We start from the raw sequence: 25,880 nt of genomic DNA on the forward strand, positions 1-25,880 counted from the left end.
AGCAGATGTATACAGACAATGAAATGATGATTAGACCTGCTAGGAAAGAAGATTTAAGAGATCTATGGGAGCTAATCTATCAAGACGAAGCGCCAGAGTGGAAAAAATGGGATGCACCTTATTACGAATTTAATAGAATTTCTTGGGATGATTATTTACTTAAGGATAACGTGATTGATCAGGATAATGATTGGGTCATTGAAGTCCAGGGAAGAATCATTGGCGGGGTTAGCTACTATTGGGAGCATAAACCTTCGAATTGGCTGGAGATGGGAATCGGCATCTATGATCCTAAGTATTGGAGCGGTGGGTTTGGTACACGAGCTCTTAAGCTGTGGATTAATCATCTATTTCATACGTTACCGTTGGTAAGAGTCGGTTTTACAACTTGGTCAGGGAATCATCGGATGATTGCAGTTGGAGAAAAGCTAGGCATGACCATGGAAGCCAGACTTAGAAAGTGCCGTTACTATAACGGCGTATATTACGATTCCATTCGAATGGGGCTATTGCGCGAGGAGTGGGAGTCGAATCCTTCTTTATTTAATAGTGGAGAATCTTGATTTAAAGTGAGGGGAAATCATGCTATTAATAGTTAAAGGACCCTATTTACAACGACCTACTGAAAACTCCATGACGATCATGTGGGAGACTTCAGATCCGGCTTCTTCAAGAGTTGAAATATTGTTGGCGGAGAGAATCCATAGCGGCCATCAAGGAAACTACAAGAAACCGGAGGTTGTACTCACCTCTGTTTCCAATGATAACCCTTCTACGATTCATCTACTTAGAGTAACCGGACTTGAGCCCGGAACGATGTATTTTTATAACATTTTCTCGGCAAATGAGCACGGAGAAGTCCAATCAGGTCCATATCCTTTTAAAACGGCGGTGCGAAGGGGCGAACCTTTTTCCTTTACCGTGACGAGTGAGACCGGAGGATTCAGCGGATTTGATCTATCGGATGGCTTGACGAATATCAACATATTCAAACAAATGCAAAGGTACCGACCCGATCTAACCTTATTTATTGGTGATTTAGTGAATGATGGGGACAACTACGAGGATTGGGAGAAATATTTCTTTGGCCCAGGAGGAGACTTTTTAATAAGTACGCCGTTCTATAGTTGCCTCGGTAATCATGAGAATAATGCTTCTTGGTATTATGACTTTTTTGATTTCAACTCACCTAAAAATTATTATTCATTTGATTATGGGGACGTTCATTTCATTTGTCTCGACAGCACAGATTTTATAAAGTCTGAACATTACCCCGCTAGTTCTGGAAATATGAGCACTGGAAATGATCAATACGACTTCTTAATCCATGATCTACAAGCTTCGTCTGCTAAATGGAAAATACTCTTTTTTCATTATCCGCCCTACGTATCAGGTGGGTATCAAGTGGAAGACTTGCGACAATTGTGTCCCGTGTTTGAACAGTATGGAGTTGACCTCGTATTTAATTCGCATACCATCGTATACGAACGTAGTCATCCAATTCGTGAGGGTATAGTGGACTTCCATGACGGGATTATTTACATTGTGGCTGGTGGTGCAGGTGCTATGCCGGAGTGGCTGTTGCCTAAGAGGGAGTGGCATACCTCGCAATCTTTGGCGATTCCCCATTTTGTACAAGTTGTTGCGACCAATGATCATCTGGAACTTCGAGCAATTGACGAAGAGGGCAGATTATTCGATAAATTTACTTTGAGAAAAGATTCGGATGGGAACAAGACTTACTTTTAGTGTCGATCTTAGCTATACGCCTACGTTGAAAGGTAATATTGTATGTAGGAAAGAGGGGAGATATAGTTGAAAAGAAAAGTAGTGTACGCAGGACCTATGACCAAAGTCTTCTCTGCTCTATTTTCAGCCATATCGGTTACCGTTTTAGCCATTCCAAGCTTAGGAGCAAGTGTAGACAAAACGAACGACGCTTATTTTTCATTCGGCTTTCAATTTATTACTGGATTGATCATAAGTTTAGCCATATATATCATCTTGATTATGCCCTTGTCGATATTAGCAGATGGATGTATTGCACAAAGTATGGGATCGAAGAGAATAATGAATATGATTACGATAATCTTTACTTATTGCATTTTAGGTGTTGTGAGCGGAATGATCTTCGCACTGTTTGTCCGTGTGTTCAACAACATATCTAATATAGTTCCCCTCTTTATTGTGGGGGCGTTAATATATCTGATATATCAATCATTACTAACATGGATATTCAACCAAATCAGATTAAACTACGCAAGGACTAGAATGTGAACAATAAAGCGTTAGACTCATGATGCTGTAAATCTACGACTCCTTTAATTGCCCTGACTCCCTGCGCCGCCGACTCATAAATACCAAAGACAATGCAATTAGCATGAGGATAATCCCAAGCACTTGAAATCCCTCGAAGCTGAACTTACTTCCCATTACGATACCTATTAACAATGAAGATAGAATGGTTCCTAAGTATCTTGATGTATTAAATAATCCGGATGCTACGCCGACGATTTCTTTGGGAGAACTTTGGAACAGGGCTGCTTGCATACCTACATTGTTCAACCCGTTGCTAATACCGAATGCAGCCAAAGCCAAACAGACGCTGATAACCGGCGAAGTTGGATTCAATGTCGCGAGCCATACCGACCCTAATGTCATCAGGATTGCGGACACCAGCAATGCCGGCCTTGGTCCTGATTTATCGATCCATCGACCTGCTATTGGAGAAGTAACCAGCGAACTGAGTCCTAAGGTTAGCATAAGTATCCCCGTTTGGAACTCACTGACATGGCGTACCATTTGCAAATAGGACGGAATCCCGAAAAAGAGTGAGTAATAAAGTACGTTAACGAGCATGAATTCCACATTAACCCAAGTCATTTCAGGATATTGAGCGAAAGTGCGCAAAGGAATAAAGGGCGATGGGGCTTTTAACTCATGTCGTACGAAAACCCCCAGCAGAACGAGGCCGATTAGAAAGACAAGGACATTTCCTAATGAGATATGCCCAGATGATTTTGCTGAGAGTAATGAAGCGAGCAGGGCAACCAGGCTTACTGTGAAGAGCAGGATCCCTGACGCATCAATCAAATCAGACCATTTACGAACGGACATGCCCTGTGCAACGGGTGTTGAAGGTTCGTCCTTAGGAATATGCCTCCAAGATAATAGAAAGCTCATTACGACGAATGGAATATTGACGAAAAAGATAGCAGGCCAGCCCCACCAGTGTATGATGACCCCGCCGATAAAGGGGCCGATTGCTGCAGCTCCGGATAGGAATATGGACAAAACAGCCAGCGCAGTCGCTTGTTTCTCCGTAATATGAATTCGCACAATGGCCATTCCGACGGCAACCATCATGCTGGTTCCGATGGCTTGCACAATGCGGAACACGATGAGCCACGCGAAGTTTGGTGCTAACGGAGCTATTAATGATGCAATGAAGGCTACAACAAGCCCGGTAAGAAATATCTTCCTACGACCGAATAAATCGCTGGCTTTTCCCATAACGGGTTGAGCGATGCTACTTGCAATGTAAAAAGAAAAAATAATCCAGGAAACATCTGTAAAGTCTAGTTGGAACACATTTTGCAGAATTGGAATGGCAACAGAAACTATCGAAGAATTTAAAGGGTTCAATAGTATCCCTAGACCCACTGAAATCATTAACCACCTGCTGCGAACACTCATTTTGAATCCCCCCGAAGCTTATTAATGTCATCGTACAATAAGTCGTTTATTCATTCCAACGCATTTCATGTTATGATCTCATAGACTTGAAGGAATGAATGGAGGGTGCAAAGTGGAACTTCTTCAACTGCAATATTTTCTCGCGGTAGCTCGTTTGGAACATGTGACCGAAGCTGCACGAAATCTGCACGTAACTCAATCGTCACTAAGCAAAACGATTGGACGCTTGGAGGAGGATCTAGGGGTCCCCTTATTTGATCGAGTAGGGAGAAAGCTGCGATTAAATGAATTCGGAAGCAGATTCCTTCTCCGTGCAGAAAGGGCTTTGTTTGAATTGGAGCAGGGGAAGCAGGAGCTTAGGGATTTATCCAGCCCGGAACATAGCACGCTTGAATTAGCGGTGACTACCGCTAGCACATTACCCAATATCCTTCGCGAGTTTCGGAAAAGGCGACCCGATATTCAATTTCATGTGCAAATGCTGACCACGCAGGAAATGGTTACGCTTCTTAATAGAGGAGAGGTTGACTTTTGCTTATCCTCGCCGCCTGTAGAAGGGGATGAAATCGAATGCCAAATTGTGTTGATCGACCCCATCCTTGTAGCCGTTCCTAAGGGGCATCGGCTGGCAGATCGAAGCAGCGTCTCCTTGACGGAGCTAAGGGATGAATGGTTTGTCGGTGTAAAGAGCGGTTATGGAACTCGCGATTTAATAGATTCTGTGTGCCAATCGGTTGGATTTATGCCTAAATATGTGTATGAGGGAGATGAACCTGCGAGATTAATCACTCTTGTGGAAGCCGAGATTGGCCTAGCCTTCATACCTAGTACGGCAAGGAATTCACGGGAAGACATCAAATATCTTCAAATAGATAATCACGAATTGGTACGGGAAATAGCATTACTATGGCACAGGAGTCGATACATTTCGCAGGCTGCTCTGGAATTCCGGAAGGTAGTTGTAGAATATTTTGGAAGGATATCCAGACAGAATCTGGAACGTTAGGACAATGACAAAAGGCTACCGAAGTGAACGGCAGCCTTTAGTACTAACTTCTATTCCTCCAAGAAAACAAGCCCTACAAAATCATCCATTTCCAAATTACCGAAATAATGCTTCACATCGATATCGGCAAGTGCGCTGCGAACTTCACTTTCCTCGTGACGAACACCTCTCAGTTTATTCTCGATATCCGCTACATCTCCCACTCCGAAGAAGTCGCCGTATATTTTGATTTCCTGAATAGTGCCATCCTTAATGTTCATACGCAAATCGATGATCCCGACTGGGAACTTCTTGGAATGCTTGACGTTCGATTCTGGGGATAGTCCATAGTTCCAGTCCCAGTTCTTATAGTGTTCTTCGGAGATTTCATGAATCTTCTTCCAATCAGCGTCAGTAAGTTTGTACTCCGGTACAGAGTTTGCTTCCATGCCGAAAATGTGGCGAAGCAGCTCGGAACGGAACTCTTCGATCGTCATTTTTGTATCCATAAAATCAATGATATTCGCCACACGACTACGCACGGATTTGGTGCTCTTGGATTTGAACTTCTCGGGATTAGCGTGTAATGATGCCGCTACATTGTCCAAATTCAGGTTAAACATCAATGTCCCGTGGCTGAACATCCGGCCTCGTGTAGCAAATTGAGCGTTACCGGATATTTTTTGATCGCCAACTTGCAAATCATTACGACCTGTCATTTCAGCATTTACACCAAGTGAATGAAGTGCTTCAACTACAGGTTGGGTGAACTTGCGGAAATTGTGGAAGGATTGTCCATCATCTTTGGTAATGAAGCTAAAGTTGAGATTGCCAAGATCGTGATAGACCGCGCCACCGCCAGAGAGTCGGCGTACGACTTGAACGCCGTTATCCTTGCAGTATTCCGCATTGATCTCTTCAATCGTATTCTGGTGTTTGCCGATAATGACGGACGGTGCGTTAATATAGAACAGCAAGTAACTGTCGTCGTCCATTGGAAGGTTCTTAAGTACAAATTCCTCGATAGCCAAATTGATGGACGGGTCGGTAATCCCCTGATTATCGATAAATAACATGAGTATCGCTCCTCCGATATAGTGAAGTGTTGAGCGTAACTGGTTTACAAATTGTATAATTTAATGCATCCGAGCTACCTTTATATTGTAAACCAATTCATCACAAAACCAAAGGAAAAGGACGTATGAAGATAGAGCTAATATTATTTGATTTCATCCAGGAGTGTCAGTAACTCAGGAATTGGCTCAGGATCTTTCAAATGTAATTTTCTTAAAGACTCTACGGCGATGCTGAGAACCGCATGATCCCGATACCATCTGTGATCTGCTGGGACGACATGCCATGGGGATACGCTGCTGCATTTTTCAAGTGCTTCTTCGTAATAAGCTCGATATTTCTTCCAAGCCTTACGTTCCATTACATCGGAAGGGTCAAACTTCCAGTTCTTTGCTGGATCTTCGATACGTTCTTTTAGCTTTTCTAACTGGAACTCTTTTGAGATATGCAAAAATATTTTTACGACTTTCACCTGATTGTTTTCTAACAGGGACTCAAAATGGTTAATGTGTTTGAAGCGACTTTTGGCTTCTTTATCCGAAATTAATTCATGTACCCGTGTAATAAGTACATCCTCGTAATAAGAACGATTAAATGTAGTGATATGACCTAGAGCTGGAACTTTATTGTGAGCTCTCCAGAGAAAATCATGCAGCGATTCTTCTTCGGTTGGTGTTTTGAAACTATAAGAGGATACTCCTCCAGGATTAAGCCCAGAGAATACATGCTTGATTACTCCGTCTTTACCGCTGCAATCCATGCCCTGAAACACAAAGAGGACAGCGTGACTTTTGCCCGCATGAAGTTTCTCCTGTAATTCCTGAAACTCTTCCTTAAGTTTGATCGTTTCTTCTTCCACTTCTTCTTTGCTGAGAAATGTACCCGTATTCTTAGGATCGATAGCGCTCAGATCAACCTTTTGTTTGACAGGAAGTGCGAATGGCTTGGGCATGTGTTATAGCCTCCTATTAAAACATATTTTCATTAGCGGTAGTTCAAAAACTCATCTTTTGATCACGAAGTAAAACTAGAAGTAGAATCGACATCGAATCTTGAATTCTGCCGGGCCTTCCGGTACTCACGTAGGTTTTGCCTACGCTCTGTTCCTCAGTCCCTAGCCTCATTCAACCTTCTCGGTGCTGAAAAGCTAACTTTTTGAACATGTACTATTAGTGTAACTCTAAAAGGGGAATATATCATCCTAATTATGGAAATATACATGAAATTGAGAGATTGACGGAAGAAGAGAATAAACGGCATAATGAGGGCATTGATTCTAATCGGCAGGAATGAGAATTTAGAATAGTAAGTAAGAGAGAAGAGAGGTTTGAAACGATGCTGGAGGTTTATGGGCATGGGGGAGATGTAGAGACAGCATCCCTTAGATACGGCATAGCGCCGAATGGGTTTACGGATTTTAGTGCTAATATCAATCCACTAGGGCCACCACCGGGATTGCTGGATAGACTTAAGGAGGCTTTGCCTGGCATCATCCGTTATCCTGACCCGGGACATCGAATGCTCACTACACTGCTCGCACAGCGAAATGAAGTTCAAGAGGCGTCCATCGTTACAGGGAACGGCGCAGCTGAAAATATGGCATTGGCACTCTTAGCAATTTCTCCAAAGATTGTTGGGATTGTTGAGCCTTGTTTCTCTGAATACGCTACGCTGTCCAGACAAATGGGTGCAAAAGTGCGGAGTGTATTTGGTACAGAGGAGAGAGCATTTAAGGCTGAACCCAAGGATATTGAGCGTTTGATTGCAGATAGTGATCTAGTGTTTATCGGACAGCCGAACAATCCGAACGGTGTGCAATATGGGCTGGATGAGCTGCGTTTCTTTGCCGATGCAGGGGAACGTTATAAAACTTATGTGGTGTTGGATGAGGCGTTTATTGACTTCATTCCAGCATCGGAACGTCAATCGCTTCTACCTGAACTTGAGCGCTATAAGTATGTGATTCTGATTCGTTCCATGACGAAATTTTATGCCATTCCTGGACTGAGACTTGGGTACGCGATCGCTAGTCCTCCATTAGCTGCGGAGATGATCGATAAGCAGGTGAGCTGGAGTGTGAATTTGTTAGCTTTGATTGCAGGTGAACATTGTTTGGCAGCGGGCGAGGAGTACGAGGCTAAGACAATTGCACTGGTTACCCAGCAACGGGGGTTTTTACAGGAAGGTTTGAATCGACTTGGCTGCATGACGTGGCCGGGCGAAGCTAATTTTCTGTTAGTTCGCTTACCGCTAGGCTGGACCGCAGCGGGGATGCAGAAGGCTTTGGGCCTGAGGGGTATATTAGTACGGAGTTGTGCGATGTATCCAGGTCTGGGCGATAGAGACATTCGCATTGCCGTTAAGAATAGTGAGGATAATAGGAAGCTGTTATTGGAAATGGGGCACGTGCTGGGAGGGACGGTATTGTGACAACACCTTTTTTAGATGGAAAACCAGGAGATATTTATGAATCTATCATTTGGCCGGGACTACAGCTCAAGCAAGGTGAGCGGCATTTACTGCTAGAAGCACCAATATCATTAGATGGGCTTGGAAGTGCGGTGTTTGGTGGTGGAATGAGGCCGCTACGAAGAATGGTTAACATCTATGTAGATCGATTCTATCGTTGCGATGATCCTGAGCGGGATATTTTACAGTTGTTGAATCAATGGGAATATCCGCAAGAAGAGACAGCCGGTTTATTGACGGCGGTTCAGCTTCGGCATGCTGCAGTGGCGGAAGAACGTACGGGTGATTTTGCGGTATTCTGCTGTGCAACGGCAGGCGTATCCAACGGTGCTCGGGCAGGTGTGAAGCGGACGACGTTTTCAGCTTCGTGGACACCGGGGACGATTAATTTGATGCTAGTCGTAGACGGGAGAATGACGCCTGCCGCGATGGTAAACGCGGTGATTACGGCAACGGAGGCAAAGGGGGCAGCACTTAGCGATCTTGGCGTGTTGGACGCCGAGAATGGGCTCGTGGCGACCGGCACAACGACAGATGCGGTCGTGCTTGGCGTGAGTCAGCGTGCCGATTGGCCGCTGCTTCACGCTTACGCCGGGACCGCGACGGATATCGGCGGCGCGGTGGGGCGGTTGGTGTACGCCGCCGTGAGCGAATCGCTGCGCGTAGCAGCAGGTGAGCGCGGGTGATGGCGGCGTGGTGGATTTTGCCGGCCGCGTATGCGCTGGACCGGCTGCTTGGTGATCCGCGGTGGCTTCCTCATCCCGTGGTCGGGATGGGGAAGGCGATTACCGCGATCGAGGCGGCGATTCGCCGCCTGGTTCCGCCCCGCCGCTACCGCATGGCGGGGCTCGCACTGCCGCTGCTGGTCGCCTGCGGCAGTTTTGCCTTGACCTGGGCCGCGCTGCGCCTGCTGGCCATGGTCAATCCATGGCTGGCCGCCGCCGCTGAGGCCGCTCTCATCGCGACGACGATCGCCGCGAAAGGACTGCGGGATGCTGGCATGGAAGTGTGCGGCCATCTGCGCCGTGGAGATCTCCCGGCGGCGCGCCGCTCGCTCTCCATGATCGTCGGCCGCGACACAGCGGATCTGCAATCGCCCGACATCGTCCGCGGCGCTGTGGAGACCGTGGCGGAGAACATCGTCGACGCGGTGGTGTCGCCGTTGTTCTTCGCATTGATCGGCGGCGCCCCGCTGGCCATGGCTTATCGAGCGGTAAATACGCTGGATTCCATGGTTGGCTACAAGAATGATAAATATATTCATCTTGGCTGGGCTTCAGCCAGATTAGATGATATCGCTAATTACATTCCTGCACGCTTAACGGCGCTAATGCTGTTGGCAGCTTCTTGGTGTCTTAGGCTCGATTCAAAAGGGGCATGGAATGCTGTTCGGCGCGATGCCTCAGGTCACCCTAGTCCCAATAGTGGCTATCCAGAAGCGGCTGTAGCAGGGGCACTTGGTGTAAGGCTTGGTGGCGAAAATTCATATCACGGTGTAACTTCCTTCCGCGCCTATATGGGTGACAAGAAGCGCGAACTCGAACCAGATGACATTCCACGGACAGCCAAACTTATGTTTCTAGTGTCGGGTGGATTTGTGCTGTTAGGAACCTTGATTTGGATCTGGATCAATGGCGGTCTGGCTTGGGTGTAATGAAATTATGGATAAGGATATAATTAGGGTTTGACACTGTAAGTAACGTTGATAGATATGGTGTTAGATCTCCTGTTTTTCGGTTGTTGTAGAGGATTACTAGATAGAGCGGTACAGAGGGGAGAGGTGTCACAGTTGCCACAGAATAGACAGGATAAGGCCGAGTTATCGGTGGAATGGTGGCTAGTCCGTCACGGATTAACCTCGTGGAATGCTGAGCGGCGATATCAGGGTCATAGCGATCAGCATTTGCTCTCTGGTGTAGCAGCTGGACTAGAATCACTACGCCAAGAGATACGAGGAGTCTCTTTCTCTACCACTTACTGTAGCGATTTAATTCGATGCCAAGAGACGCTCGCCTATGTCCGTCCTGACTTAAGTCCTACAGCTATACTAGATGATCGACTGCGGGAAATGAACTTTGGGCAATGGGAAGGTCAGACCTATGACATGCTTAAGGAAGATCACTTGTACCGTAGTTGGATTGATAACCCATACAAGGTTACGCCTCCTGGTGGAGAATCATGGAGTAGGTTTCACGAACGGGTTATGAGTGTACATAGTGAACTTATGCTACTCTCTCGCAAGCTAGTTGAAGAGCAACAACAGAACCCTGTTATTCTCGTCGTAACTCACGGTGGGGTCATTTCTATGTTGTCTTCAATTCTTCAGCCAGGAACGGGGTTTTGGGATACGAAGGCACCTTTAGGTGGAATAATACGGCATCAGATACGATTGTAGCCAGAGTACTAGGATGCAATTAAATTATTATTAAAACAGAGATGATTGGAATGTGATTGGCTTTGGAACACGAACCTAACTACATTTATACCTATACGAGTCATGAAAACGATCAAGAATTGTGTCAAATGGAGTTACGAGCTTTGTTCGGACAAAAGAGTCTGGAGTCTGAATCTGCTTTTTCCTATATCGAAACCAAGGTGAAAATTGATCCGAGTCGTAGCCCATTCATTTCTATGAGGCTCGATGTATTGCTCAGCGGTGATTCGCTGGATGAAATTCGATTGGCTGTGAAATCACTTGATTTAGGTGAGGCTACATTTAAGGTTCTATATATCAAACATGGAGATAAAATAAGTTACGAAGAGCAGCGAAACGTAGAGCGACTCGTTGGAATGAATATTACAGGAAAAGCAGATATGCGATCACCCGACGTGACGTACGGCATATTATCCAGTGGAGGAAGATGGATTTTTGGGCAATGTCATGCAGCTGAGGCTGTTTGGCTGAGACATAAAGATAAACCGCAAAATTATTCCACAGGATTAAGTACTCCTGTAGCAAGGGCACTTGCCAACATTGCTGTGCCGCAGCCAAGAGGTATCAAGGCGATTGATCCCTGCTGTGGAATGGGAAATGTGCTAATTGAGGCATTATCCATGGGGATAGATATGGTTGGAATGGACATTAATCCACTTGCGATTAAGGGAGCACGAATGAACCTACGGCATTTTGGTTACAACGATGCAACGCTGGTTCGTATTGGAGATATGAATGAAGTGGAGCAATCTTATGATGCTGCTATTTTGGACATGCCCTATAACTTGTGTTCGGTGCTATCGGTTGCGGAACGAATTCAGATGCTGTCTAGTCTTCGACGTTTCAGTGCAAGGTCTGTGATTGTATCATCTGAGCTTTTGGATAGGGATATTCAGCAGGTGGGGTTATGTGTTATAGATCAATGTACGATTACAAAAGGAACCTTTATCCGTAATGTGTGGTTATGTCAGAACTGAAAATCAAATGTCATGCAGCCGACCGAATGGGGTTGGCTTTTTTTTAGTGGATTCCAGTTATGTAAATTTAATAGGCAATGGTGGTTATGTGGAGAATAGTTGCATTTTCTACAGTTAAAATTTGAAACTCAACGCAAGATGGAGTAATTAGTTGCAGATTGTACAGTTAAATGAAGTTAAATTGGAGTTCACAAGGGATTCTCCTTATTTTAGATGCAGTTAGTACAACTAAATAAGCAAAAAGGGGTATTTGTGTTGAAATAGTTGCAGTTTATACACCTAATTATATGGGGGACGAGGATTAATTCGCAATATATGACGTGTGATGTTATATATCTCCTGATTCAAATCGCTTTTTAATAAAAAACAGCAAAAAAGTTACATATTTTTCTTTATAATTACTAACTTCCGCTTTATAATGTTAGATAAACTTACATAAAGGAGTGGTGGAGATGAATCAACTCCGCTCGAATGGTCGAAACACCCTGGTTTTTGGAGCAGGGGCGTCTCTTTTCCTAGTTATAGGTGTGTTATTACAAGGAGGAGCTTGGTATCTCGTTATACTAAGTCTATTAACCTTAGTATGCCAGGCATTAGCATGGTTGACACAGCACAAATCTACTGGGAATAAGCATGATAACGTAGAGGAGACGAACTGGAACGTCATAGCCAATGAGTCGTTAGTGGCGGCAGATCGGCTTCAGGCGGCTGTCGGTGAAGTGAATGGGAGTATTGAACAATTACAAAGCCTTGCTGATAAGGCTTCTTTGGAGGATATGAAGCTCAAGCGAAGCAGTGAGCGTTCTTTAGAACAGGTGCAAGAAAGTCTGGCCGCGATGGAGGAAGTAGCAGCTTCAGCCGCTCAAATTCAAGATGTAGCCAATACACTCCATGCAAGAAGTGAGAAGACGAGGGCCGAAGCTTCTCGGATGGCAGAGGCGCTAAAGACTGCTGATGGAACCATTCATTCAATTGCCGATTCCCAGAATTCTATAGAGAGGCCTATGGTAGATTTGGAACAGAACACCCGTAAGCTTGGTGCACTATACCAAGACATGGAGGGGATCGCTGGTGAGGTATCGCTACTTGCCTTGAATGCTTCCATAGAAGCTGCACGTTTTGGTGATCAGGGAAAAGGTTTTGATGTGGTTGCTTCACGGATGCGCCAGCTTGCCCAACAAACCACGTTAGCGATTGGAAATTCAGCTCCATTGTTTAAGCGAATTGAGGAAGATGTAGAGAAAGTAAAGGGATCGCTTCATGTGGGGAGAGAGTCCGCGATGCAAGGCATTTCGTTTATGAGAAAGATGGGGGAAGATATCCGCAATATTACTGAAGAAGTAGCCACAGTAGATGGACTTGTTGCAGATACAGGATGGCGAAGTAGGGAGCAGGCGGAGTTAACACGTAATATGGAAAGCATGATGGCAGAGGTGCATGAAGCTCTTAATCACAATATTACGCATGTTGAAGGTGCTTTGGTCCGAATGGAATCGCAAAGACGACATACCGTGGGCTTACAGGCTGTAGCTGGGGGGCTTCAAAAGGCTTCTGCAGAATTGATGTCATCTCTGGACAGTGTACGCGATTCAAGTGAGGATTTCATGGATGGGATAAGTGATGTGGTTGAACTAGGGCATGCTTACATACTCAAGTTAATTCAGGCAGCGAAGCAACCTGTATTTCAAGGAATGGAAGAATCTATTCATCGCACTGAGCTTACAAATTTGTTAGGAAGAGAGAACATCATAGAGGCCGCATGGACCAATCGCAGAGATGGATCATTTGTTATATCTATCCCGGAAGCTGGGCTATTAAACGCTAGAGGTAGAGACTGGTTCAAGAGAGCGTTAGCGGGTGAATCTGTCGTGTCTGAAGTATACATTTCGGCGATCACGAAGCGCCGTTGTGTAACTATCTCTGTACCCATTTCAAGTAATGGTGTGGTGATTGGCGTGCTGGGAGCGGACTTAGCAGTAGGTAATGTCGCTGCTAGGAGCAACATATAATTAGTGTTTAGATTATAGCTGAGTTAAACTAGGCTCGTATTGTAACTTTTCTGCTTTTCCCCTATAATCCAATAGAGAAGAAAGCCTTTAAAGACACACGAACCAATAAATACCCGTAGGTCCTGAAGAAAGCGGCTTGTCGCAGACTTTAGGTTAAAAGGGAAGCCGGTGCAAATCCGGTACGGTCCCGCCACTGTAAAACAGGGACGAAGCTCATTTATGCCACTGTTATCCATGAAGGATGATGGGAAGGAGAGCTAAGTCATTCAACCTGTAAGTCAGGAGACCTGCCCACGGGTGTCATAGACGGTCCTTCGAGGAAAGGATAACGTTCTGCTAAGATGATTCATGCTGGACCCGGTTTATTTTACGGTGTCGACGGTATGACCTTGTAGACGTAACCCAATTCCTTGCGGATTGGGTTTTTCTTGTATGATGATTTGTCAGGTGTTCAACAAAGGAACTTCACTCGTACTACAGAGAAATAAATTTTAAGGGGATGAAGAGCGAAATGAAGAACATGAGAAAAATATGGGGAATTTGGCTGCTTGCATTAATGTTAGCAGTAGTTGCAGGGTGCGGTACCAATAACGCAGCGAATAATAACAAACCAACTAACGAGGTAGAGCAGGGACAGAATACAACAACTCCGGCACCTACGCAGGATGAACTTAAAACGACTTATCCGTTGACGGTTAAGGATGCCAAAGGAACTGAATTAACGTTTGAGTCGGCACCACAGAAGATCGTATCACTTGCACCATCGGAGACAGAAGGATTGTTTGCACTCGGTTTAGATGATCAGGTTGTTGGGGTATCTGATAATGATGATTATCCTGATGCTGTAAAGGATAAGCCTAGAATGGGTGGATGGCAGGTTAATGTTGAGGCAGTTGTGGCGGCTAAGCCAGATTTGGTGCTGTCAGGTAATTTAGTGGATGAAGCAACGGTGAAGAGCCTTACCGATTTGGGTATCAAGGTATATCAATCTGACGCTAAAACTTTAGATGGAGTAATAGCGAATATTCGGGCAGTAGCTCAAATTACGGATCATCAAGCTCAAGGGGAAGAGGTAGTCTCCCAAATGGAGAAGGAACGCGACCAAGTAGTTGAAGCGGTCAAATCACTTACACCTGAGCAACGTAGTAAAGTCTATATTGAATTCTCCCCAGGCTGGACAGTGGGTAAAGGCGAATTCATGGATGAAATGATTACATTGGCCGGCGGAGAGAACATTGCTTCTGACATGACAGGCTGGAATGAAATTAATGAAGAAAATATTATTAAGGCGAATCCAGATGTGATTCTATACGCAAGCAGTGTGGTTGACGAGAACAACAAAACATTGGCAGATATTATTAAGGGCCGCAGTGGATGGGACCAAATCACAGCTATTAAGGAAGATCGCATCGTGGGTCTTAATGATAATTTGCTCAGTCGTCCGGGTCCTCGTGTGACTCAAGGTTTGATTGAAATGGCAAAAGCGATTTATCCGGAATTGATGAATAAATGAGTAAAAAGCTGGCGGGATATGGGACAATTGGCCTGATCCTTCTCGGCGTCACGTTACTGATCTGTATAGGCTTTGGTTCCGTATCTCTACCGCTAGGCGAGATACTCCGAATTTTATTGCATCGACTACCCTGGATGGACCAACTCATAACTAGGGATTGGGATGTGACATCGGAACAAATCATTATGCAGGTGCGACTGCCCCGTGTATTACTAGGTCTCTTAGTTGGAGCGTCGCTTGCAGTAGCGGGAGCCGCCTTTCAGGGAGTGCTTCGTAATCCACTTGCTGACCCGTTTACCCTTGGGGTATCTTCGGGTTCAGCCGTTGGGGCGGCAACCTTGATTTTCTTCGGATGGCAGTTCTCTTTAATCGGTGTGTTTACCTTACCAGTCATAGCGTTTGTCGCAGGTGCATTGACACTCTGGATTGTCATGTGGCTGGCGAGAGAGAATGGGAAAATTCCAATTGAAGGGCTTATTTTATCAGGTGTTGTAATGCAATCGTTCCTCGGAGCGATTGTATCTTTTCTAACGGCTATGTCGAAAAAGACGGTAAATGAAATTTTATACTGGACGATGGGGAGTCTAAGCCTTCGCGGATGGTCATATACGACCATCCTTTTGCCGTATTTAGCACTAGGGGCATTGTTCCTATGGAGTCGTGCCAGATCGCTAAATTTGTTAGCTTTGGGCGAGCGTCATGCGGCCCATTCTGGACTTCATGTGGAACGAACCAAACTCATCGTGTTACTTGTAGCTACTTTGATGACGGCCGCAGCTGTATCTGTATCAGGCGTTATCGGATTTGTTGGTCTTGTAGTTCCCCATATGCTTCGGCTTATAGTAGGACCGGATTATCGTATTATTATTCCACTCTCCGCGCTTGGCGGTGGTATATTTATGATGTGGAGTGATTTAGCTGCACGTTCGCTACTAGCACCAACTGAGATTCCTTTAGGTATTGTCACAGCGTTTGTTGGCGCTCCTTTCTTTGCGTATTTGTTATATCGGAAGAAGAAGCAGAGGGAGGCAGAAATGTCATGACGAACTCAAGCGAATTGAATATCATCGATGTTAAGGGGATCGTCAAATCGTTTAAGCGTACTCCAGTACTGCAGAACGTGAATTGGAGTGTTAAGCCAGGTCAATTCTGGGGGATTATCGGACCTAATGGTAGTGGTAAGACAACCTTGTTAAATTTAATTTCTGGCGTAGAGCAACCAGATCGTGGAGAGATAAGTTTTGGTGGGAAAGCTCTGACTTCTTATGGGCGCAAGGAGCTTTCACGTAGGCTTGCGGTATTACAGCAGGATGGATTGCCATCTGTTCCATTTCCAGTTCGTGATGTGATCCAGATGGGAAGATTTCCGTTTCAGGATTGGCGTGGAAAAGAGACGGATGAGAACGCAGAACAACTTCTCGAAGAAATTATGGAGAAGCTTGAACTCAAGGAGCTTGGCAATCGTCCACTAAGCGTGCTGAGTGGTGGACAACGACAACGTGTTGCGCTTGGTAAGGTGATGGCTCAGCAACCGGAAGTTGTTCTATTAGACGAACCAACAACATATCTCGATATCCGCTATCAGATGCGCTTTATGGAGCTCGTTTCTAGTTGGCAAAGGGAGGAAGGGTTGACGGTAATTGCAGTCATGCATGATCTTAATCTGGCTGCACTTTTCTGCGATCGCTTACTGGTACTGCAAGAAGGGAACATCGTAGCTGAAGGAACTCCTGATGAAATTATGTCGTCTGAAACGATGGAAAAGGTCTTCGAAGTGAAGACACATGTTATAAACCATCCGGACGTTGGAGCGCCTCAGTTGTTGCTCAAGACGGAGAAGAGGTCAATAGTAAATGAATGAAGGAGGAAATTATGATATGAACCCATTTATATCAATTTCTCAAATTGTGAATGACATTAAAGCGCTGGACATCACAGCGGCTACTGCTGCTGCAGATCATTTGGATCAGTTGACTAAGCCACCGGGTAGCCTTGGGAAGCTGGAGACCTTAGCAATTAAACTTGCTGGGATTACAGGGATGGAGCGACCATCTTTCCCTCATCGTTCGGTCGTTGTTATGGCAGCAGATCATGGAGTTTGTGAGGAAGGAATAAGTGCTTTTCCGGCTGAAGTCACACCACAGATGGTGATGAATTTTCTGTCTGGTGGCGCGGCGGTAAATGTACTATCTAGACAAGCTGGTGCAGAAGTATTGTGCGTTGATATAGGGGTAAACGCTGAAATGAATCATCCTGATCTTATTGATCGTAAGGTCCGTATGGGTACAGCGAATATGGCTAAAGGCCCAGCCATGAGCCGGAAAGAAGCAGAGGCGGCACTATTAATAGGTGCCAATATCGTGAATGAGGCTTTTGCCCGCGGAGTAAGACTATTTGTAACTGGGGAAATGGGCATAGGAAATACAACGGCTAGTGCTGCTGTATTGAGTGCTTTAATCGGTATTCCTCCATTGGAGAGTGTTGGACGAGGTACAGGAATTAGTGATGAAGTACTTCAACATAAAGCGTTGGTTGTAGAACGTGCAATAGAGTGTAACATTCCGAATGCGTTAGATCCGCTTGATGTGTTATCCAAGGTTGGCGGACTTGAAATTGCCGGATTAACAGGTGTAATCTTAGCCGCTGCGGCACATGGTTGTCCGGTCGTAATTGATGGGTTTATTTCTAGTGCAGCTGCATTATTGGCACAGCGGTTCTCACCAGAGTCAACTTATTATATGATTGCTTCCCACATTTCTCATGAACAAGGGCATGGTCTTTTGCTGAAGGAGTTGGGCTTAGATCCTATGCTGCAACTTGACATGCGGTTAGGGGAAGGAACAGGGGGAGTTCTAGCACTTCATCTTATTGATGCTGCTTGTCGCATAATGTCCGAGATGGCCACATTTGAGAGTGCAGGAATATCTTCAGGGCAGGAAGCAACAGAAGTAGAGAGCGAACAATTATGATTGTCTTGGTTACAGGAGGGGCTCGAAGCGGAAAGAGCTCATTCGCTGAACGATTGTGTATGAAGTATGCGGAATCGGCGGTATATATAGCTACAGCTCAGGCATTTGATCAAGAAATGGAGCAGCGGATTGCTTTGCATAGGGAACAAAGAGAAGGGACAGCGTTTCAGTGGACGACTCTAGAAGAGCCGCTGCAGCTTGCTGAACGGTTAACTTCTCCTAATGCTATAATCGGTGGAAATCTCATAGGAGAGGCTCCGCTTGTCCTTGTTGACTGCCTAACACTGTGGTTATCCAATGTTCTGTTAGCTGTCGTGGATGAGCCTGATGCTGAAGCTCGTGTGATGGAACAAATTCACCAGCTGGAGACAGCAGTTACGGCATACCCGGGTACGATTATTTTGGTTACGAACGAAGTTGGTAGCGGAATTGTTCCGGAATATCCACTAGGCCGAATGTATCGTGATTTGGCTGGTATTTTGAATCGTATGATCGCCCGGATCTCTGATCAGGTATTTCTAGTGACTGCAGGGATTCCAATTGAGTTGAAGAGTAGGGAGTACATTCTATGAGTGATAGAAGCCGGCCTATATTGGCTGCTTTTCAATTTTTATCAAGGATACCTATTAAGGCGGAACTGGATTTCAGTCCGGAACTGTTGCGGCGAAGCGTTAAATATTATCCATTAGTAGGATCGGTAATCGGACTAGCTGTATGGGCGGGGGCAACGCTCTCTAGCTGGGCATTACCCACCCTACCTGCGGCAGTTATTACGTTAATTCTGTGGGTTTGGATAACCGGTGGATTACATTTGGACGGATGGATGGATTCTGCTGATGCTCTATTAAGTTATCGTTCACGTGAGAAAATGCTGGAGATTATGAAGGATAGCCGCGTTGGAGCGATGGGTGTGCTGGCGTGTGTATTATTGCTCATGCTTAAAGTGTCGTTGATTAGTTCGTTACTGGAACTAGGAACTCTTCCATCGGGAGCGGCGTTATTGACTGCACCGGTATGGAGCCGATGGTTTATGGGGTGGGCGATGCGTTCATGGCCGATGGCTAGGAATGGTGAAGGACTGGCGGTACGATTTCATGGTGTAAGCTCTAAGGATACGATTTTGTCCGCACTACTCGCGTTAACATTGTCTGCAACAGGTATATTTCTTGCCTCCTCCACGGATTGGAGCGGGGTTACTTGGATGCCGTTGGTTTTGTATTTCGCTCTGCATCCACTAGTAATCTTTGGGGTTGGGACTTTAGTGGCCAGAGTAATGAACGCCAGACTAGGTGGCTTGACTGGTGATACTTACGGTGCGTTGAATGAAGGTCTAGAGGTTGTGCTACTCCTTCTGGCCGTTCTGATATTTCGTTGATGGAGGTAAAGCAACATGACAGAGAAGACGAAATGGATGTCTGATGATGACAATTCAATTGAGTTAGGTGCAGTCTTGATGGTTCAGGGGACGGCATCAGATGTCGGTAAAAGTGTTATTGTCACGGCACTTTGCCGTATTTTCAAACAGGATGGGTTAAGAACAGCTCCATTTAAATCGCAAAATATGGCTCTGAATTCCTACGTTACCCCAGATGGACTTGAGATTGGTCGTGCCCAGGGAATTCAAGCTGAGGCCTGTGGTATTTCAGCGACAACGGATATGAATCCGGTTCTGATCAAACCGACAGGAGATATGCATTCTCAGATTGTTGTTCATGGCAAACCGTACCAACATCTCAGCGCAGTAAGTTATCGGGAGGATTTCTTGCCTCAAGCAAAGCCCTTAGTAATGGATGCGTTAAAAAGACTGCGAGAAAACTATGACATTATCGTTATGGAAGGCGCAGGCAGTCCTGCAGAGATTAATCTGAAGCATCGAGATATTGTGAATATGAATTTGGCCGGTTGGGCGGATGCACCGGTAATTCTCGTCGCTGATATTGATCGTGGAGGAGTGTTTGCTTTTCTTGTTGGCACGCTTGAGTTGTTAGAGCCAGAGGAAAAAGCGCGGGTTAAGGGGTTCATTATTAATAAATTTAGAGGAGATCTTTCGCTACTACAGCCTGGACTTGATTGGTTGGAGCAGAAGACAGGTATTCCTGTACTTGGTGTGCTACCTTATATACCGGATTTGGAGATTGAGGCCGAGGATTCGGTTATTCTTGATTCACAGCATCTAAAAGTACAAGCAGAACGAGAGCTGGAAATTGTCGTTATTCGTTATCCGCGCATTTCTAATTTCACTGACTTTGATTGCCTTGCTGTAGAAGGTGATGTCTCTCTTCGTTACGTGGACAGGGCGTCTGATCTCGGAACACCAGACATCATTATATTGCCGGGGACAAAGGATACGATTGGAGATTTGTCCTTCTTGCGAGATCAAGGGCTGGATGCGGCGATTGAAGGAGTTATCAACTCATCTTCGCATACACAACTGGTTGGCATTTGCGGAGGCTATCAAATGCTGGGTAATTGGCTATCTGATCCGGAAGGGATTGAGTCTGGAAGTTCCAAGGAGGCGAAAGGACTTGGATGGCTTCCGGTTTCGACGGTCTTTCGTTCTGACAAAACGACGATTCGCGTCCACGGTGTAACCGTAGATAATCAACCTATTATGTTGTATCCACCTGGCAAGAGCGTTCCAGTGGAAGGGTACGAAATCCATGCAGGTGACACGAGCTGGGACCTCGGTTCAGATGTGGTCCATTTATTTAGCATCACGCGAACTAGCGGAGAGAAATTGTTCGAAGGAGCAGGACGCTTGGATGGTAGAGTATTTGGAACGTATCTGCACGGTTTATTCTCCAGCGATGTTTGGCGTAGATCCTGGCTTAATGGCGTACGGATGTCCAAGGGACTGGCACCTTTGGAAGAGACATTTTCAGCCGCGGTACGGAAGGAAGCAGCTTATGATCGTCTAGCTGATCATGTTCGCGAGCATTTGAATATGGACCTTGTATATGAAATAGCTCAGTTGGTTCGGTAGCAGACTTTGACAATAGGTAGAATATGGTATAGCATAAAAGTACGCTTAATTTTCGATTGGTAAAGTCGAAAAGCGGGGGAACCACTTTTTGGGGCGAATCGTAGATTCATTGAACGTAGGGAACCATAACTCCCGAGCCCGTCAGCTAACCTCGTTTGCAGTGTATGGGTCACAATCAGCTTTGCTATACTACATACTCATTGACCCTGTAACGGGGTCTTTTTGCATTTTTTTGACTCTTTGGCCCCGTTAACGGCACAGTATTGCTGTATTCACTGCGGTTAGTTGGTTTCTGCGCTTTCTCTTTACAAATTAGTAATGTCAGAGGAGGAGATAGCGTATGGCACGACCGAAGTACATCACCGATATTGGTAAAGTGACGCAGTTGTCCCAGTTGGAGATGGAGGAGCTCCGGCCAATTACAGACAAATTTGTATTCCGGGTAAATGATTATTATTTAAATCTTATCGATTGGGATGATCCACACGATCCGATTCGTAAATTAGTCATCCCTAACAAGGGTGAACTGAGCGAGTACGGTCGGTGGGATGCCTCCGATGAGGATACAAATTATGCAGCACCTGGCTGTCAGCACAAGTATCGAACAACAGCTCTACTCATTGTTTCAGAAGTGTGTGGTTCTTATTGCCGCTATTGTTTCCGTAAGCGCCTGTTTCGCAATGATGTCAAAGAAGCTTTAGCTGATGTTACGCCTGGCATTGAGTATATTAAGGAACATCCCGAGATTAATAACGTACTCCTCACCGGGGGAGATAGTTTAATATTAGCTACCTCAAAACTAAGAATTATTTTAGAACAATTACGTCAGATCGATCATGTGAAGATCATTCGTTTAGGTTCAAAGATTCCAGTGTTCAATCCAATGCGTATTTATGAAGATCCGGAGCTTTTAGAACTGATTAAGGAGTTCTCAACGGTAGATCAACGGATTTATGTCATGGCGCATATCAATCATCCCCGTGAAATTACGCCTGAAGCTAAGAAAGGTTTCCAGGCTATGCATGAGGCTGGAGCGATTGTCGTAAATCAGACGCCAATACTAAGGGGAATCAATGACGATTCCAAAGTGCTTGGGGAATTACTTGACCAGTTATCCTGGGCTGGAGTTACACCTTATTATTTCTTTATTAACCGGCCGGTTGCCGGTAATTCAGAATTTGTCATCCCTCTTGAACGCGCCTATACGTTGGTGGAAGAAGCCAAAGCCCGAACTTCTGGGCTTGGAAAACGGGTTCGACTGTCGATGAGTCATACCTCAGGGAAGATTGAAATCTTAGCGATTGAGAACGGTCAGGCGTTCCTGAAATATCACCAGTCCAGAGATGATGAATATGGAAAATTCATGATCCTGGACTGTCCGAAGGACGCAGCTTGGTTCGACGATCTTCCCGGTAACGAGGCTTATTGGAAACGGCCAGAGAAGAAACTGGCCGAGGTTGTATCTGTAAACGAGCTATCTCCCTCATCGGTGTAGAAGTAACAGATGGGGGTTCAGTCGTAACTTTGAGGAAAATTTGGACTTTCGATCGCTGTTATCCTCAGATTTCTAGAATTTATTCCGCTCAGCGGATGAAATCCGAGGATAAAGGCGAACGCTACCGCTTCTCCAGTTCCAAATTTCCTCTACGTTACTCCTTCACCCATCTGTTTAAGTGGTTAGTAATAGGCTGTAGCTCAACTTTAAAGAGTTGAGCTACAGCCTCAGTTTGTCGAGAAAGCCCAAAGGACTTTTCGGCGCTTAACAAAGACGTATCTCCTATGATTTCAAAAGGAGATACGTCTTTGTTGTAGTACTACTCACTCTAACAGATGGGTGAAGGGGGCATGGGGTGAGATTCGAAACTGGAGAAGCGGAGCGTTCGCCTTTGCTGTGTGATTATAACCAATTAAGGGTTTATACAATCAAAATAATCACACAGCAACAGCGATCGAAAGTTCGAATCACGCCGAATGCCCTTGCACTTCACCCAGCTGTCCCTCCTATATTTTAAACCTATTAACAGACTCTCTTAAAATGGTTGCTATTTCTTGTAGCGAGTTCACAGTCGTAGCGTGAGCCGTAATCTCCGTCATTTGCTGACTGGAATAATGTGCGATTTCTTTGATATTTTGCAATGACTTTGCTGTGATACTAGCAGCTTCTTCTACAGAAGCAGTAACTTCTTCCGTTCCAGCGGACACCTCTTGCGTAGATGAAGAAACTGAATGAATCGTAATATTGATATGTTGGATTAGCTCCGTTAACTGGTCGAAGGCGAGGCCAGCGTTCCTAACAATAGCTGCCCCAGAGTGAATTTCGTCACTTACATGCTGCATGGCGGTGAAGGAATTATGAGATTCCTCCTGAATGCTAATAAGATACTGACTAATTTTATCGGTGGCGGTTTGCGATTCCTCAGCTAGTTTACGGACCTCTTCAGCTACAACGGCGAAGCCTTTACCGTGAGCACCAGCACGGGCGGCTTCAATTGATGCATTTAATGCAAGGATATTGGTTTGTTTGGTGATTTCGCTGATTGTAGCTACAACTTTAGCGATGGATTCGGAACGCTCATTGAGAATTGATATGTGCTGTAGTGACTTTCCAGCGGCACCTTCGACTTGTTCCATTTGGTTAATGGCTGTTTGTGCTAGCTCATTGCCGATATTGGCTTGTTCGGAAGCTTGTCCTATTCTCTCTGTGACTGCAGCAGAGGAAGCAGCAATTTGCTGAATACCATCCGAGATTTCCTCCATAGCACGTGCATTCTCAGCCGTTGCTGAAGCTATTATATTACTACCACTCTCGATTTGAGTAGTTGCAGCATTGGAACGTTCAATCAATTCCTCAAAGGTACGGACAGATTGGATCATTTCATCGGCTCCGCTGACAACAGACAAGGAAGTATCATGTACTTTGGAGATCATGTCCTTGAGTTGAACAGTCATGGAATGAAAGCTCTCAGCCAACTGAGCCACTTCATCATGTCCTTTTATCTCAATATTTTGACGGAAATCACCAATTGCCATCTTTTCAGTTATTGTAACTAGATTTTTGATCGGTTTCGTGATGCGGCGACTACCTAGATAAGCAATCGTTATCCCAACCGTAATAACAAATAATGTGATACCAATACAGATCCACAGAATCTGGGATTGCTTCTGTTCTACAAAGGTTGCATCCATCCCTACGGCAAGTATAATGGAGCTTCCCGGAATGGATATGTAAGCTGTTTTGTGTGCCCCAAACTGGTCGGAGTAGATATTACTGATGCTGACAGTGCTATTTTCAGCCTTCAACATGGCATCCTGAATCATTAATGTATCCGTAGTTTTCATTTTCGATGTATCATTAGTAGCCAGTATGACGGCTTGTTTATCTTGATAATTAATGAGATAAGCGGAATCTAAATTGAATTTTTTTACACTTTCAGAAAGGTAAGATTCCACAGTAAAACGTGAATTTTCTTTGCCTTTAAGTAATTGTAGCGTTTGGCTCTTATCGAGACTTTTATAAATATCCTGTGTGCTAGTATATAATACCTTGTCAAACTGGGGGAGAACATGGGTTTTGATAATACCCATAGATATGTAATAAAAGCTGGTACTAAATAAGAGTGATGATAGAACGATAACTACTGCAAATGTCCGCATAAGTTTACGGCTAATAGAATGTTTAATTCTGAACATGCAATCCTCTCCGTTTTCCTCTAGATGTTCTTTTTTTGACGATTGTTCGCTGTTTCAATGGGATAGTTATATTTACCAACGGTCAATAGAACTATTTTATATGAAAAGCTATGATTTGCAAATGATAGTTACATGGGGAATTATATATTTTTCATTATTTTCACATCATGTATATGGTGGATTACAAGAAGGGATTATGGTAATGTAATAACTGCTGTATGTTGTTAGCCGCGGTTCGTAACCATCCCGCGTAATCAAAACTAGGAGGAATTTAATGTGTTTAATATAGGATGGGGCGTTTTGTTCATGCTTGTGAACTTTACGTTCTTCTTGATATGTTACCGTTTGTTTGGGAAGAAAGGGCTGTACGCTTGGATTGGTGTGGCGACAATCATCGCTAACATTCAGGTTGTCAAAACAATTGAGATGTTTGGAATCGTCATGACGCTCGGGAATACAATGTATGTCAGTTTGTATTTGACCAGCGATTTGCTGAATGAGAAATATGGCCGAGCAGAGGCCAAAAAAGCGGTTTGGTTTGGCTTTTTTACGTTGATTATGACAACGATTATTATGCAAATGGCGCTAGTGTTCCAACCTCAAGAGACTGATATTGCTCAATCGTCATTGGAGACGATATTTGGATTAATGCCACGTTTGGCACTCGGGAGCTTAACCGCTTATTTTATCAGTCAATTTCTCGATGTCAGACTATATGCTTGGATTCGGCGCTTTTATCCAAAACCACATCAATTGTGGATTAGGAACAATGGAAGTACGATGGCCAGCTCTTTTGTGGATACACTCGTATTCTGTACGATTGCTTTTGCAGGTGAATATAGCTTGAGGGTTTGGCTTGAAATTCTCTTTACGACCTATGTCATTAAATTTATACTGACAGCTGCGGGAACTCCGTTTTTATATATTGCGAGAAACTTTCAGCATAAAGACGATAAAGAAATGAGTACCGAATAACTACTTCATACTATTAACATACAATACAGCAATAAAAACCTCCAATTCATTTCGTGAACTTGGAGGTTTTTATTATGGGCTTCAAATATCGTGTTATAGAGAAGAT

The 25,880-nt window shown here is 44.8% G+C and carries 23 protein-coding genes and 2 riboswitches; of the genes, 19 read left to right on the plus strand and 4 right to left on the minus strand.

Annotated elements, in window-relative coordinates:
- Window positions 1-5: 5 nt before the first annotated feature.
- The 3 genes from IEW05_RS03200 to IEW05_RS03210 all read left to right on the plus strand — a co-directional run bounded on the left by IEW05_RS03200 (window position 6) and on the right by IEW05_RS03210 (window position 2,277).
- Window positions 6-563: a GNAT family N-acetyltransferase gene (locus tag IEW05_RS03200; RefSeq protein WP_188535758.1), complete on the plus strand. Its 558-nt coding sequence runs from the start codon at window positions 6-8 to the stop codon at window positions 561-563.
- Window positions 564-582: 19 nt separating this feature from the next.
- Entirely contained in the window at window positions 583-1,749 is a 1,167-nt protein-coding gene (locus IEW05_RS03205) for a purple acid phosphatase family protein (protein WP_188535760.1), read from the plus strand.
- A gap of 66 nt (window positions 1,750-1,815) precedes the next feature.
- The gene (locus IEW05_RS03210; RefSeq protein ID WP_188535762.1) at window positions 1,816-2,277 is read left to right on the plus strand and encodes a hypothetical protein; all 462 of its coding nucleotides are present in this window, start codon (window positions 1,816-1,818) and stop codon (window positions 2,275-2,277) included.
- A gap of 33 nt (window positions 2,278-2,310) precedes the next feature.
- On the opposite strand, the gene IEW05_RS03215 is transcribed toward IEW05_RS03210, so the two are convergent.
- Window positions 2,311-3,696 (minus strand): MFS transporter, encoded by a 1,386-nt coding sequence (locus IEW05_RS03215; RefSeq protein ID WP_188535764.1) that lies wholly within the window; start codon window positions 3,694-3,696, stop codon window positions 2,311-2,313.
- Between the two features lie 112 nt (window positions 3,697-3,808).
- Between IEW05_RS03215 and IEW05_RS03220 the strand changes: the two genes are divergently transcribed.
- Window positions 3,809-4,702 (plus strand): LysR family transcriptional regulator, encoded by an 894-nt coding sequence (locus tag IEW05_RS03220; protein ID WP_188535766.1) that lies wholly within the window; start codon window positions 3,809-3,811, stop codon window positions 4,700-4,702.
- A gap of 50 nt (window positions 4,703-4,752) precedes the next feature.
- Here IEW05_RS03220 and lplA read toward each other — a convergent pair whose 3' ends face one another.
- Together lplA and IEW05_RS03230 are read right to left on the minus strand one after the other, a co-directional pair.
- Window positions 4,753-5,757 carry a lipoate--protein ligase gene (gene lplA, locus IEW05_RS03225; protein WP_188535768.1) on the minus strand — a complete coding sequence of 335 codons (1,005 nt, stop codon included), beginning with the start codon at window positions 5,755-5,757 and terminating at the stop codon, window positions 4,753-4,755.
- 143 nt (window positions 5,758-5,900) lie between these two features.
- The gene (locus tag IEW05_RS03230; protein ID WP_188535770.1) at window positions 5,901-6,707 is read right to left on the minus strand and encodes a PPK2 family polyphosphate kinase; all 807 of its coding nucleotides are present in this window, start codon (window positions 6,705-6,707) and stop codon (window positions 5,901-5,903) included.
- 383 nt (window positions 6,708-7,090) lie between these two features.
- Here IEW05_RS03230 and IEW05_RS03235 point away from each other — a divergent pair, with 383 nt between their 5' ends.
- The 14 genes from IEW05_RS03235 to IEW05_RS03300 all read left to right on the plus strand — a co-directional run bounded on the left by IEW05_RS03235 (window position 7,091) and on the right by IEW05_RS03300 (window position 22,604).
- Entirely contained in the window at window positions 7,091-8,185 is a 1,095-nt protein-coding gene (locus IEW05_RS03235) for a pyridoxal phosphate-dependent aminotransferase (protein ID WP_188535772.1), read from the plus strand.
- Complete coding sequence (locus IEW05_RS03240) at window positions 8,182-8,910, plus strand: adenosylcobinamide amidohydrolase (RefSeq protein ID WP_188535774.1); 729 nt, start codon at window positions 8,182-8,184, stop codon at window positions 8,908-8,910. Before IEW05_RS03235 ends, IEW05_RS03240 begins: the two co-directional genes overlap by 4 nt.
- The gene (gene cbiB, locus IEW05_RS03245) at window positions 8,910-9,878 is read left to right on the plus strand and encodes an adenosylcobinamide-phosphate synthase CbiB (protein ID WP_188535777.1); all 969 of its coding nucleotides are present in this window, start codon (window positions 8,910-8,912) and stop codon (window positions 9,876-9,878) included. Before IEW05_RS03240 ends, cbiB begins: the two co-directional genes overlap by 1 nt.
- A gap of 135 nt (window positions 9,879-10,013) precedes the next feature.
- Window positions 10,014-10,619, plus strand: coding sequence for a histidine phosphatase family protein (locus tag IEW05_RS03250; RefSeq protein WP_229753244.1), 606 nt, complete (start codon window positions 10,014-10,016; stop codon window positions 10,617-10,619).
- A gap of 128 nt (window positions 10,620-10,747) precedes the next feature.
- Complete coding sequence (locus IEW05_RS03255) at window positions 10,748-11,635, plus strand: TRM11 family SAM-dependent methyltransferase (protein ID WP_188535781.1); 888 nt, start codon at window positions 10,748-10,750, stop codon at window positions 11,633-11,635.
- A 452-nt stretch (window positions 11,636-12,087) separates the two neighbouring features.
- Window positions 12,088-13,644, plus strand: coding sequence for a methyl-accepting chemotaxis protein (locus IEW05_RS03260; RefSeq protein ID WP_188535783.1), 1,557 nt, complete (start codon window positions 12,088-12,090; stop codon window positions 13,642-13,644).
- A gap of 100 nt (window positions 13,645-13,744) precedes the next feature.
- Window positions 13,745-13,953, plus strand: a riboswitch (cobalamin riboswitch).
- Window positions 13,954-14,155: 202 nt separating this feature from the next.
- Window positions 14,156-15,157 carry a cobalamin-binding protein gene (locus tag IEW05_RS03265; protein ID WP_188535785.1) on the plus strand — a complete coding sequence of 334 codons (1,002 nt, stop codon included), beginning with the start codon at window positions 14,156-14,158 and terminating at the stop codon, window positions 15,155-15,157.
- Window positions 15,154-16,200 carry a FecCD family ABC transporter permease gene (locus IEW05_RS03270; RefSeq protein ID WP_188535787.1) on the plus strand — a complete coding sequence of 349 codons (1,047 nt, stop codon included), beginning with the start codon at window positions 15,154-15,156 and terminating at the stop codon, window positions 16,198-16,200. Before IEW05_RS03265 ends, IEW05_RS03270 begins: the two co-directional genes overlap by 4 nt.
- On the plus strand, window positions 16,197-17,018 hold the full coding sequence (locus tag IEW05_RS03275) for an ABC transporter ATP-binding protein (RefSeq protein ID WP_188535789.1): 822 nt from the start codon (window positions 16,197-16,199) through the stop codon (window positions 17,016-17,018). Before IEW05_RS03270 ends, IEW05_RS03275 begins: the two co-directional genes overlap by 4 nt.
- Window positions 17,019-17,034: 16 nt before the next feature.
- A complete protein-coding gene (gene cobT, locus IEW05_RS03280; protein ID WP_188535791.1) occupies window positions 17,035-18,126 on the plus strand; it encodes a nicotinate-nucleotide--dimethylbenzimidazole phosphoribosyltransferase in 1,092 nt (363 codons plus the stop codon).
- Window positions 18,123-18,698 (plus strand): bifunctional adenosylcobinamide kinase/adenosylcobinamide-phosphate guanylyltransferase, encoded by a 576-nt coding sequence (gene cobU, locus IEW05_RS03285; protein WP_188535793.1) that lies wholly within the window; start codon window positions 18,123-18,125, stop codon window positions 18,696-18,698. The genes cobT and cobU overlap by 4 nt, the downstream gene beginning before the upstream one ends.
- Window positions 18,695-19,501, plus strand: a complete 807-nt coding sequence (cobS, locus tag IEW05_RS03290) for an adenosylcobinamide-GDP ribazoletransferase (protein ID WP_188535795.1) — start codon at window positions 18,695-18,697, stop codon at window positions 19,499-19,501. Before cobU ends, cobS begins: the two co-directional genes overlap by 4 nt.
- 15 nt (window positions 19,502-19,516) lie before the next feature.
- On the plus strand, window positions 19,517-21,109 hold the full coding sequence (locus IEW05_RS03295) for a cobyric acid synthase (RefSeq protein ID WP_229753245.1): 1,593 nt from the start codon (window positions 19,517-19,519) through the stop codon (window positions 21,107-21,109).
- Between the two features lie 32 nt (window positions 21,110-21,141).
- Window positions 21,142-21,284, plus strand: a riboswitch (cyclic di-AMP (ydaO/yuaA leader).
- A 165-nt stretch (window positions 21,285-21,449) separates the two neighbouring features.
- A complete protein-coding gene (locus tag IEW05_RS03300) occupies window positions 21,450-22,604 on the plus strand; it encodes a KamA family radical SAM protein (protein WP_188535797.1) in 1,155 nt (384 codons plus the stop codon).
- Window positions 22,605-23,110: 506 nt separating this feature from the next.
- Here IEW05_RS03300 and IEW05_RS03305 read toward each other — a convergent pair.
- Window positions 23,111-24,799 (minus strand): methyl-accepting chemotaxis protein, encoded by a 1,689-nt coding sequence (locus IEW05_RS03305; RefSeq protein ID WP_188535800.1) that lies wholly within the window; start codon window positions 24,797-24,799, stop codon window positions 23,111-23,113.
- A 276-nt stretch (window positions 24,800-25,075) separates the two neighbouring features.
- On the opposite strand from IEW05_RS03305, the gene IEW05_RS03310 reads away from it, so the two are divergent.
- Window positions 25,076-25,774: a queuosine precursor transporter gene (locus IEW05_RS03310; protein ID WP_188535803.1), complete on the plus strand. Its 699-nt coding sequence runs from the start codon at window positions 25,076-25,078 to the stop codon at window positions 25,772-25,774.
- Window positions 25,775-25,880: the final 106 nt, after the last annotated feature.

This window comes from Paenibacillus segetis (assembly GCF_014639155.1).
GTDB lineage: Bacteria > Bacillota > Bacilli > Paenibacillales > Paenibacillaceae > Fontibacillus > Fontibacillus segetis.

What these genes read in the sequence shown, in the direction of transcription:
- IEW05_RS03200 (WP_188535758.1), top strand. Translation starts at nt 6, where the DNA reads ATGTATACAGACAATGAAATGATGATTAGACCTGCTAGGAAAGAAGAT.
- IEW05_RS03205 (WP_188535760.1), top strand. Translation starts at nt 583, where the DNA reads ATGCTATTAATAGTTAAAGGACCCTATTTACAACGACCTACTGAAAAC.
- IEW05_RS03215 (WP_188535764.1), bottom strand. Translation starts at nt 3,696, where the DNA reads ATGAGTGTTCGCAGCAGGTGGTTAATGATTTCAGTGGGTCTAGGGATA.
- lplA (WP_188535768.1), bottom strand. Translation starts at nt 5,757, where the DNA reads ATGTTATTTATCGATAATCAGGGGATTACCGACCCGTCCATCAATTTG.
- IEW05_RS03230 (WP_188535770.1), bottom strand. Translation starts at nt 6,707, where the DNA reads ATGCCCAAGCCATTCGCACTTCCTGTCAAACAAAAGGTTGATCTGAGC.
- IEW05_RS03235 (WP_188535772.1), top strand. Translation starts at nt 7,091, where the DNA reads ATGCTGGAGGTTTATGGGCATGGGGGAGATGTAGAGACAGCATCCCTT.
- cbiB (WP_188535777.1), top strand. Translation starts at nt 8,910, where the DNA reads ATGGCGGCGTGGTGGATTTTGCCGGCCGCGTATGCGCTGGACCGGCTG.
- IEW05_RS03255 (WP_188535781.1), top strand. Translation starts at nt 10,748, where the DNA reads ATGGAGTTACGAGCTTTGTTCGGACAAAAGAGTCTGGAGTCTGAATCT.
- IEW05_RS03260 (WP_188535783.1), top strand. Translation starts at nt 12,088, where the DNA reads ATGAATCAACTCCGCTCGAATGGTCGAAACACCCTGGTTTTTGGAGCA.
- IEW05_RS03265 (WP_188535785.1), top strand. Translation starts at nt 14,156, where the DNA reads ATGAAGAACATGAGAAAAATATGGGGAATTTGGCTGCTTGCATTAATG.
- IEW05_RS03270 (WP_188535787.1), top strand. Translation starts at nt 15,154, where the DNA reads ATGAGTAAAAAGCTGGCGGGATATGGGACAATTGGCCTGATCCTTCTC.
- IEW05_RS03275 (WP_188535789.1), top strand. Translation starts at nt 16,197, where the DNA reads ATGACGAACTCAAGCGAATTGAATATCATCGATGTTAAGGGGATCGTC.
- cobT (WP_188535791.1), top strand. Translation starts at nt 17,035, where the DNA reads ATGAACCCATTTATATCAATTTCTCAAATTGTGAATGACATTAAAGCG.
- cobU (WP_188535793.1), top strand. Translation starts at nt 18,123, where the DNA reads ATGATTGTCTTGGTTACAGGAGGGGCTCGAAGCGGAAAGAGCTCATTC.
- cobS (WP_188535795.1), top strand. Translation starts at nt 18,695, where the DNA reads ATGAGTGATAGAAGCCGGCCTATATTGGCTGCTTTTCAATTTTTATCA.
- IEW05_RS03295 (WP_229753245.1), top strand. Translation starts at nt 19,517, where the DNA reads ATGACAGAGAAGACGAAATGGATGTCTGATGATGACAATTCAATTGAG.
- IEW05_RS03300 (WP_188535797.1), top strand. Translation starts at nt 21,450, where the DNA reads ATGGCACGACCGAAGTACATCACCGATATTGGTAAAGTGACGCAGTTG.
- IEW05_RS03305 (WP_188535800.1), bottom strand. Translation starts at nt 24,799, where the DNA reads ATGTTCAGAATTAAACATTCTATTAGCCGTAAACTTATGCGGACATTT.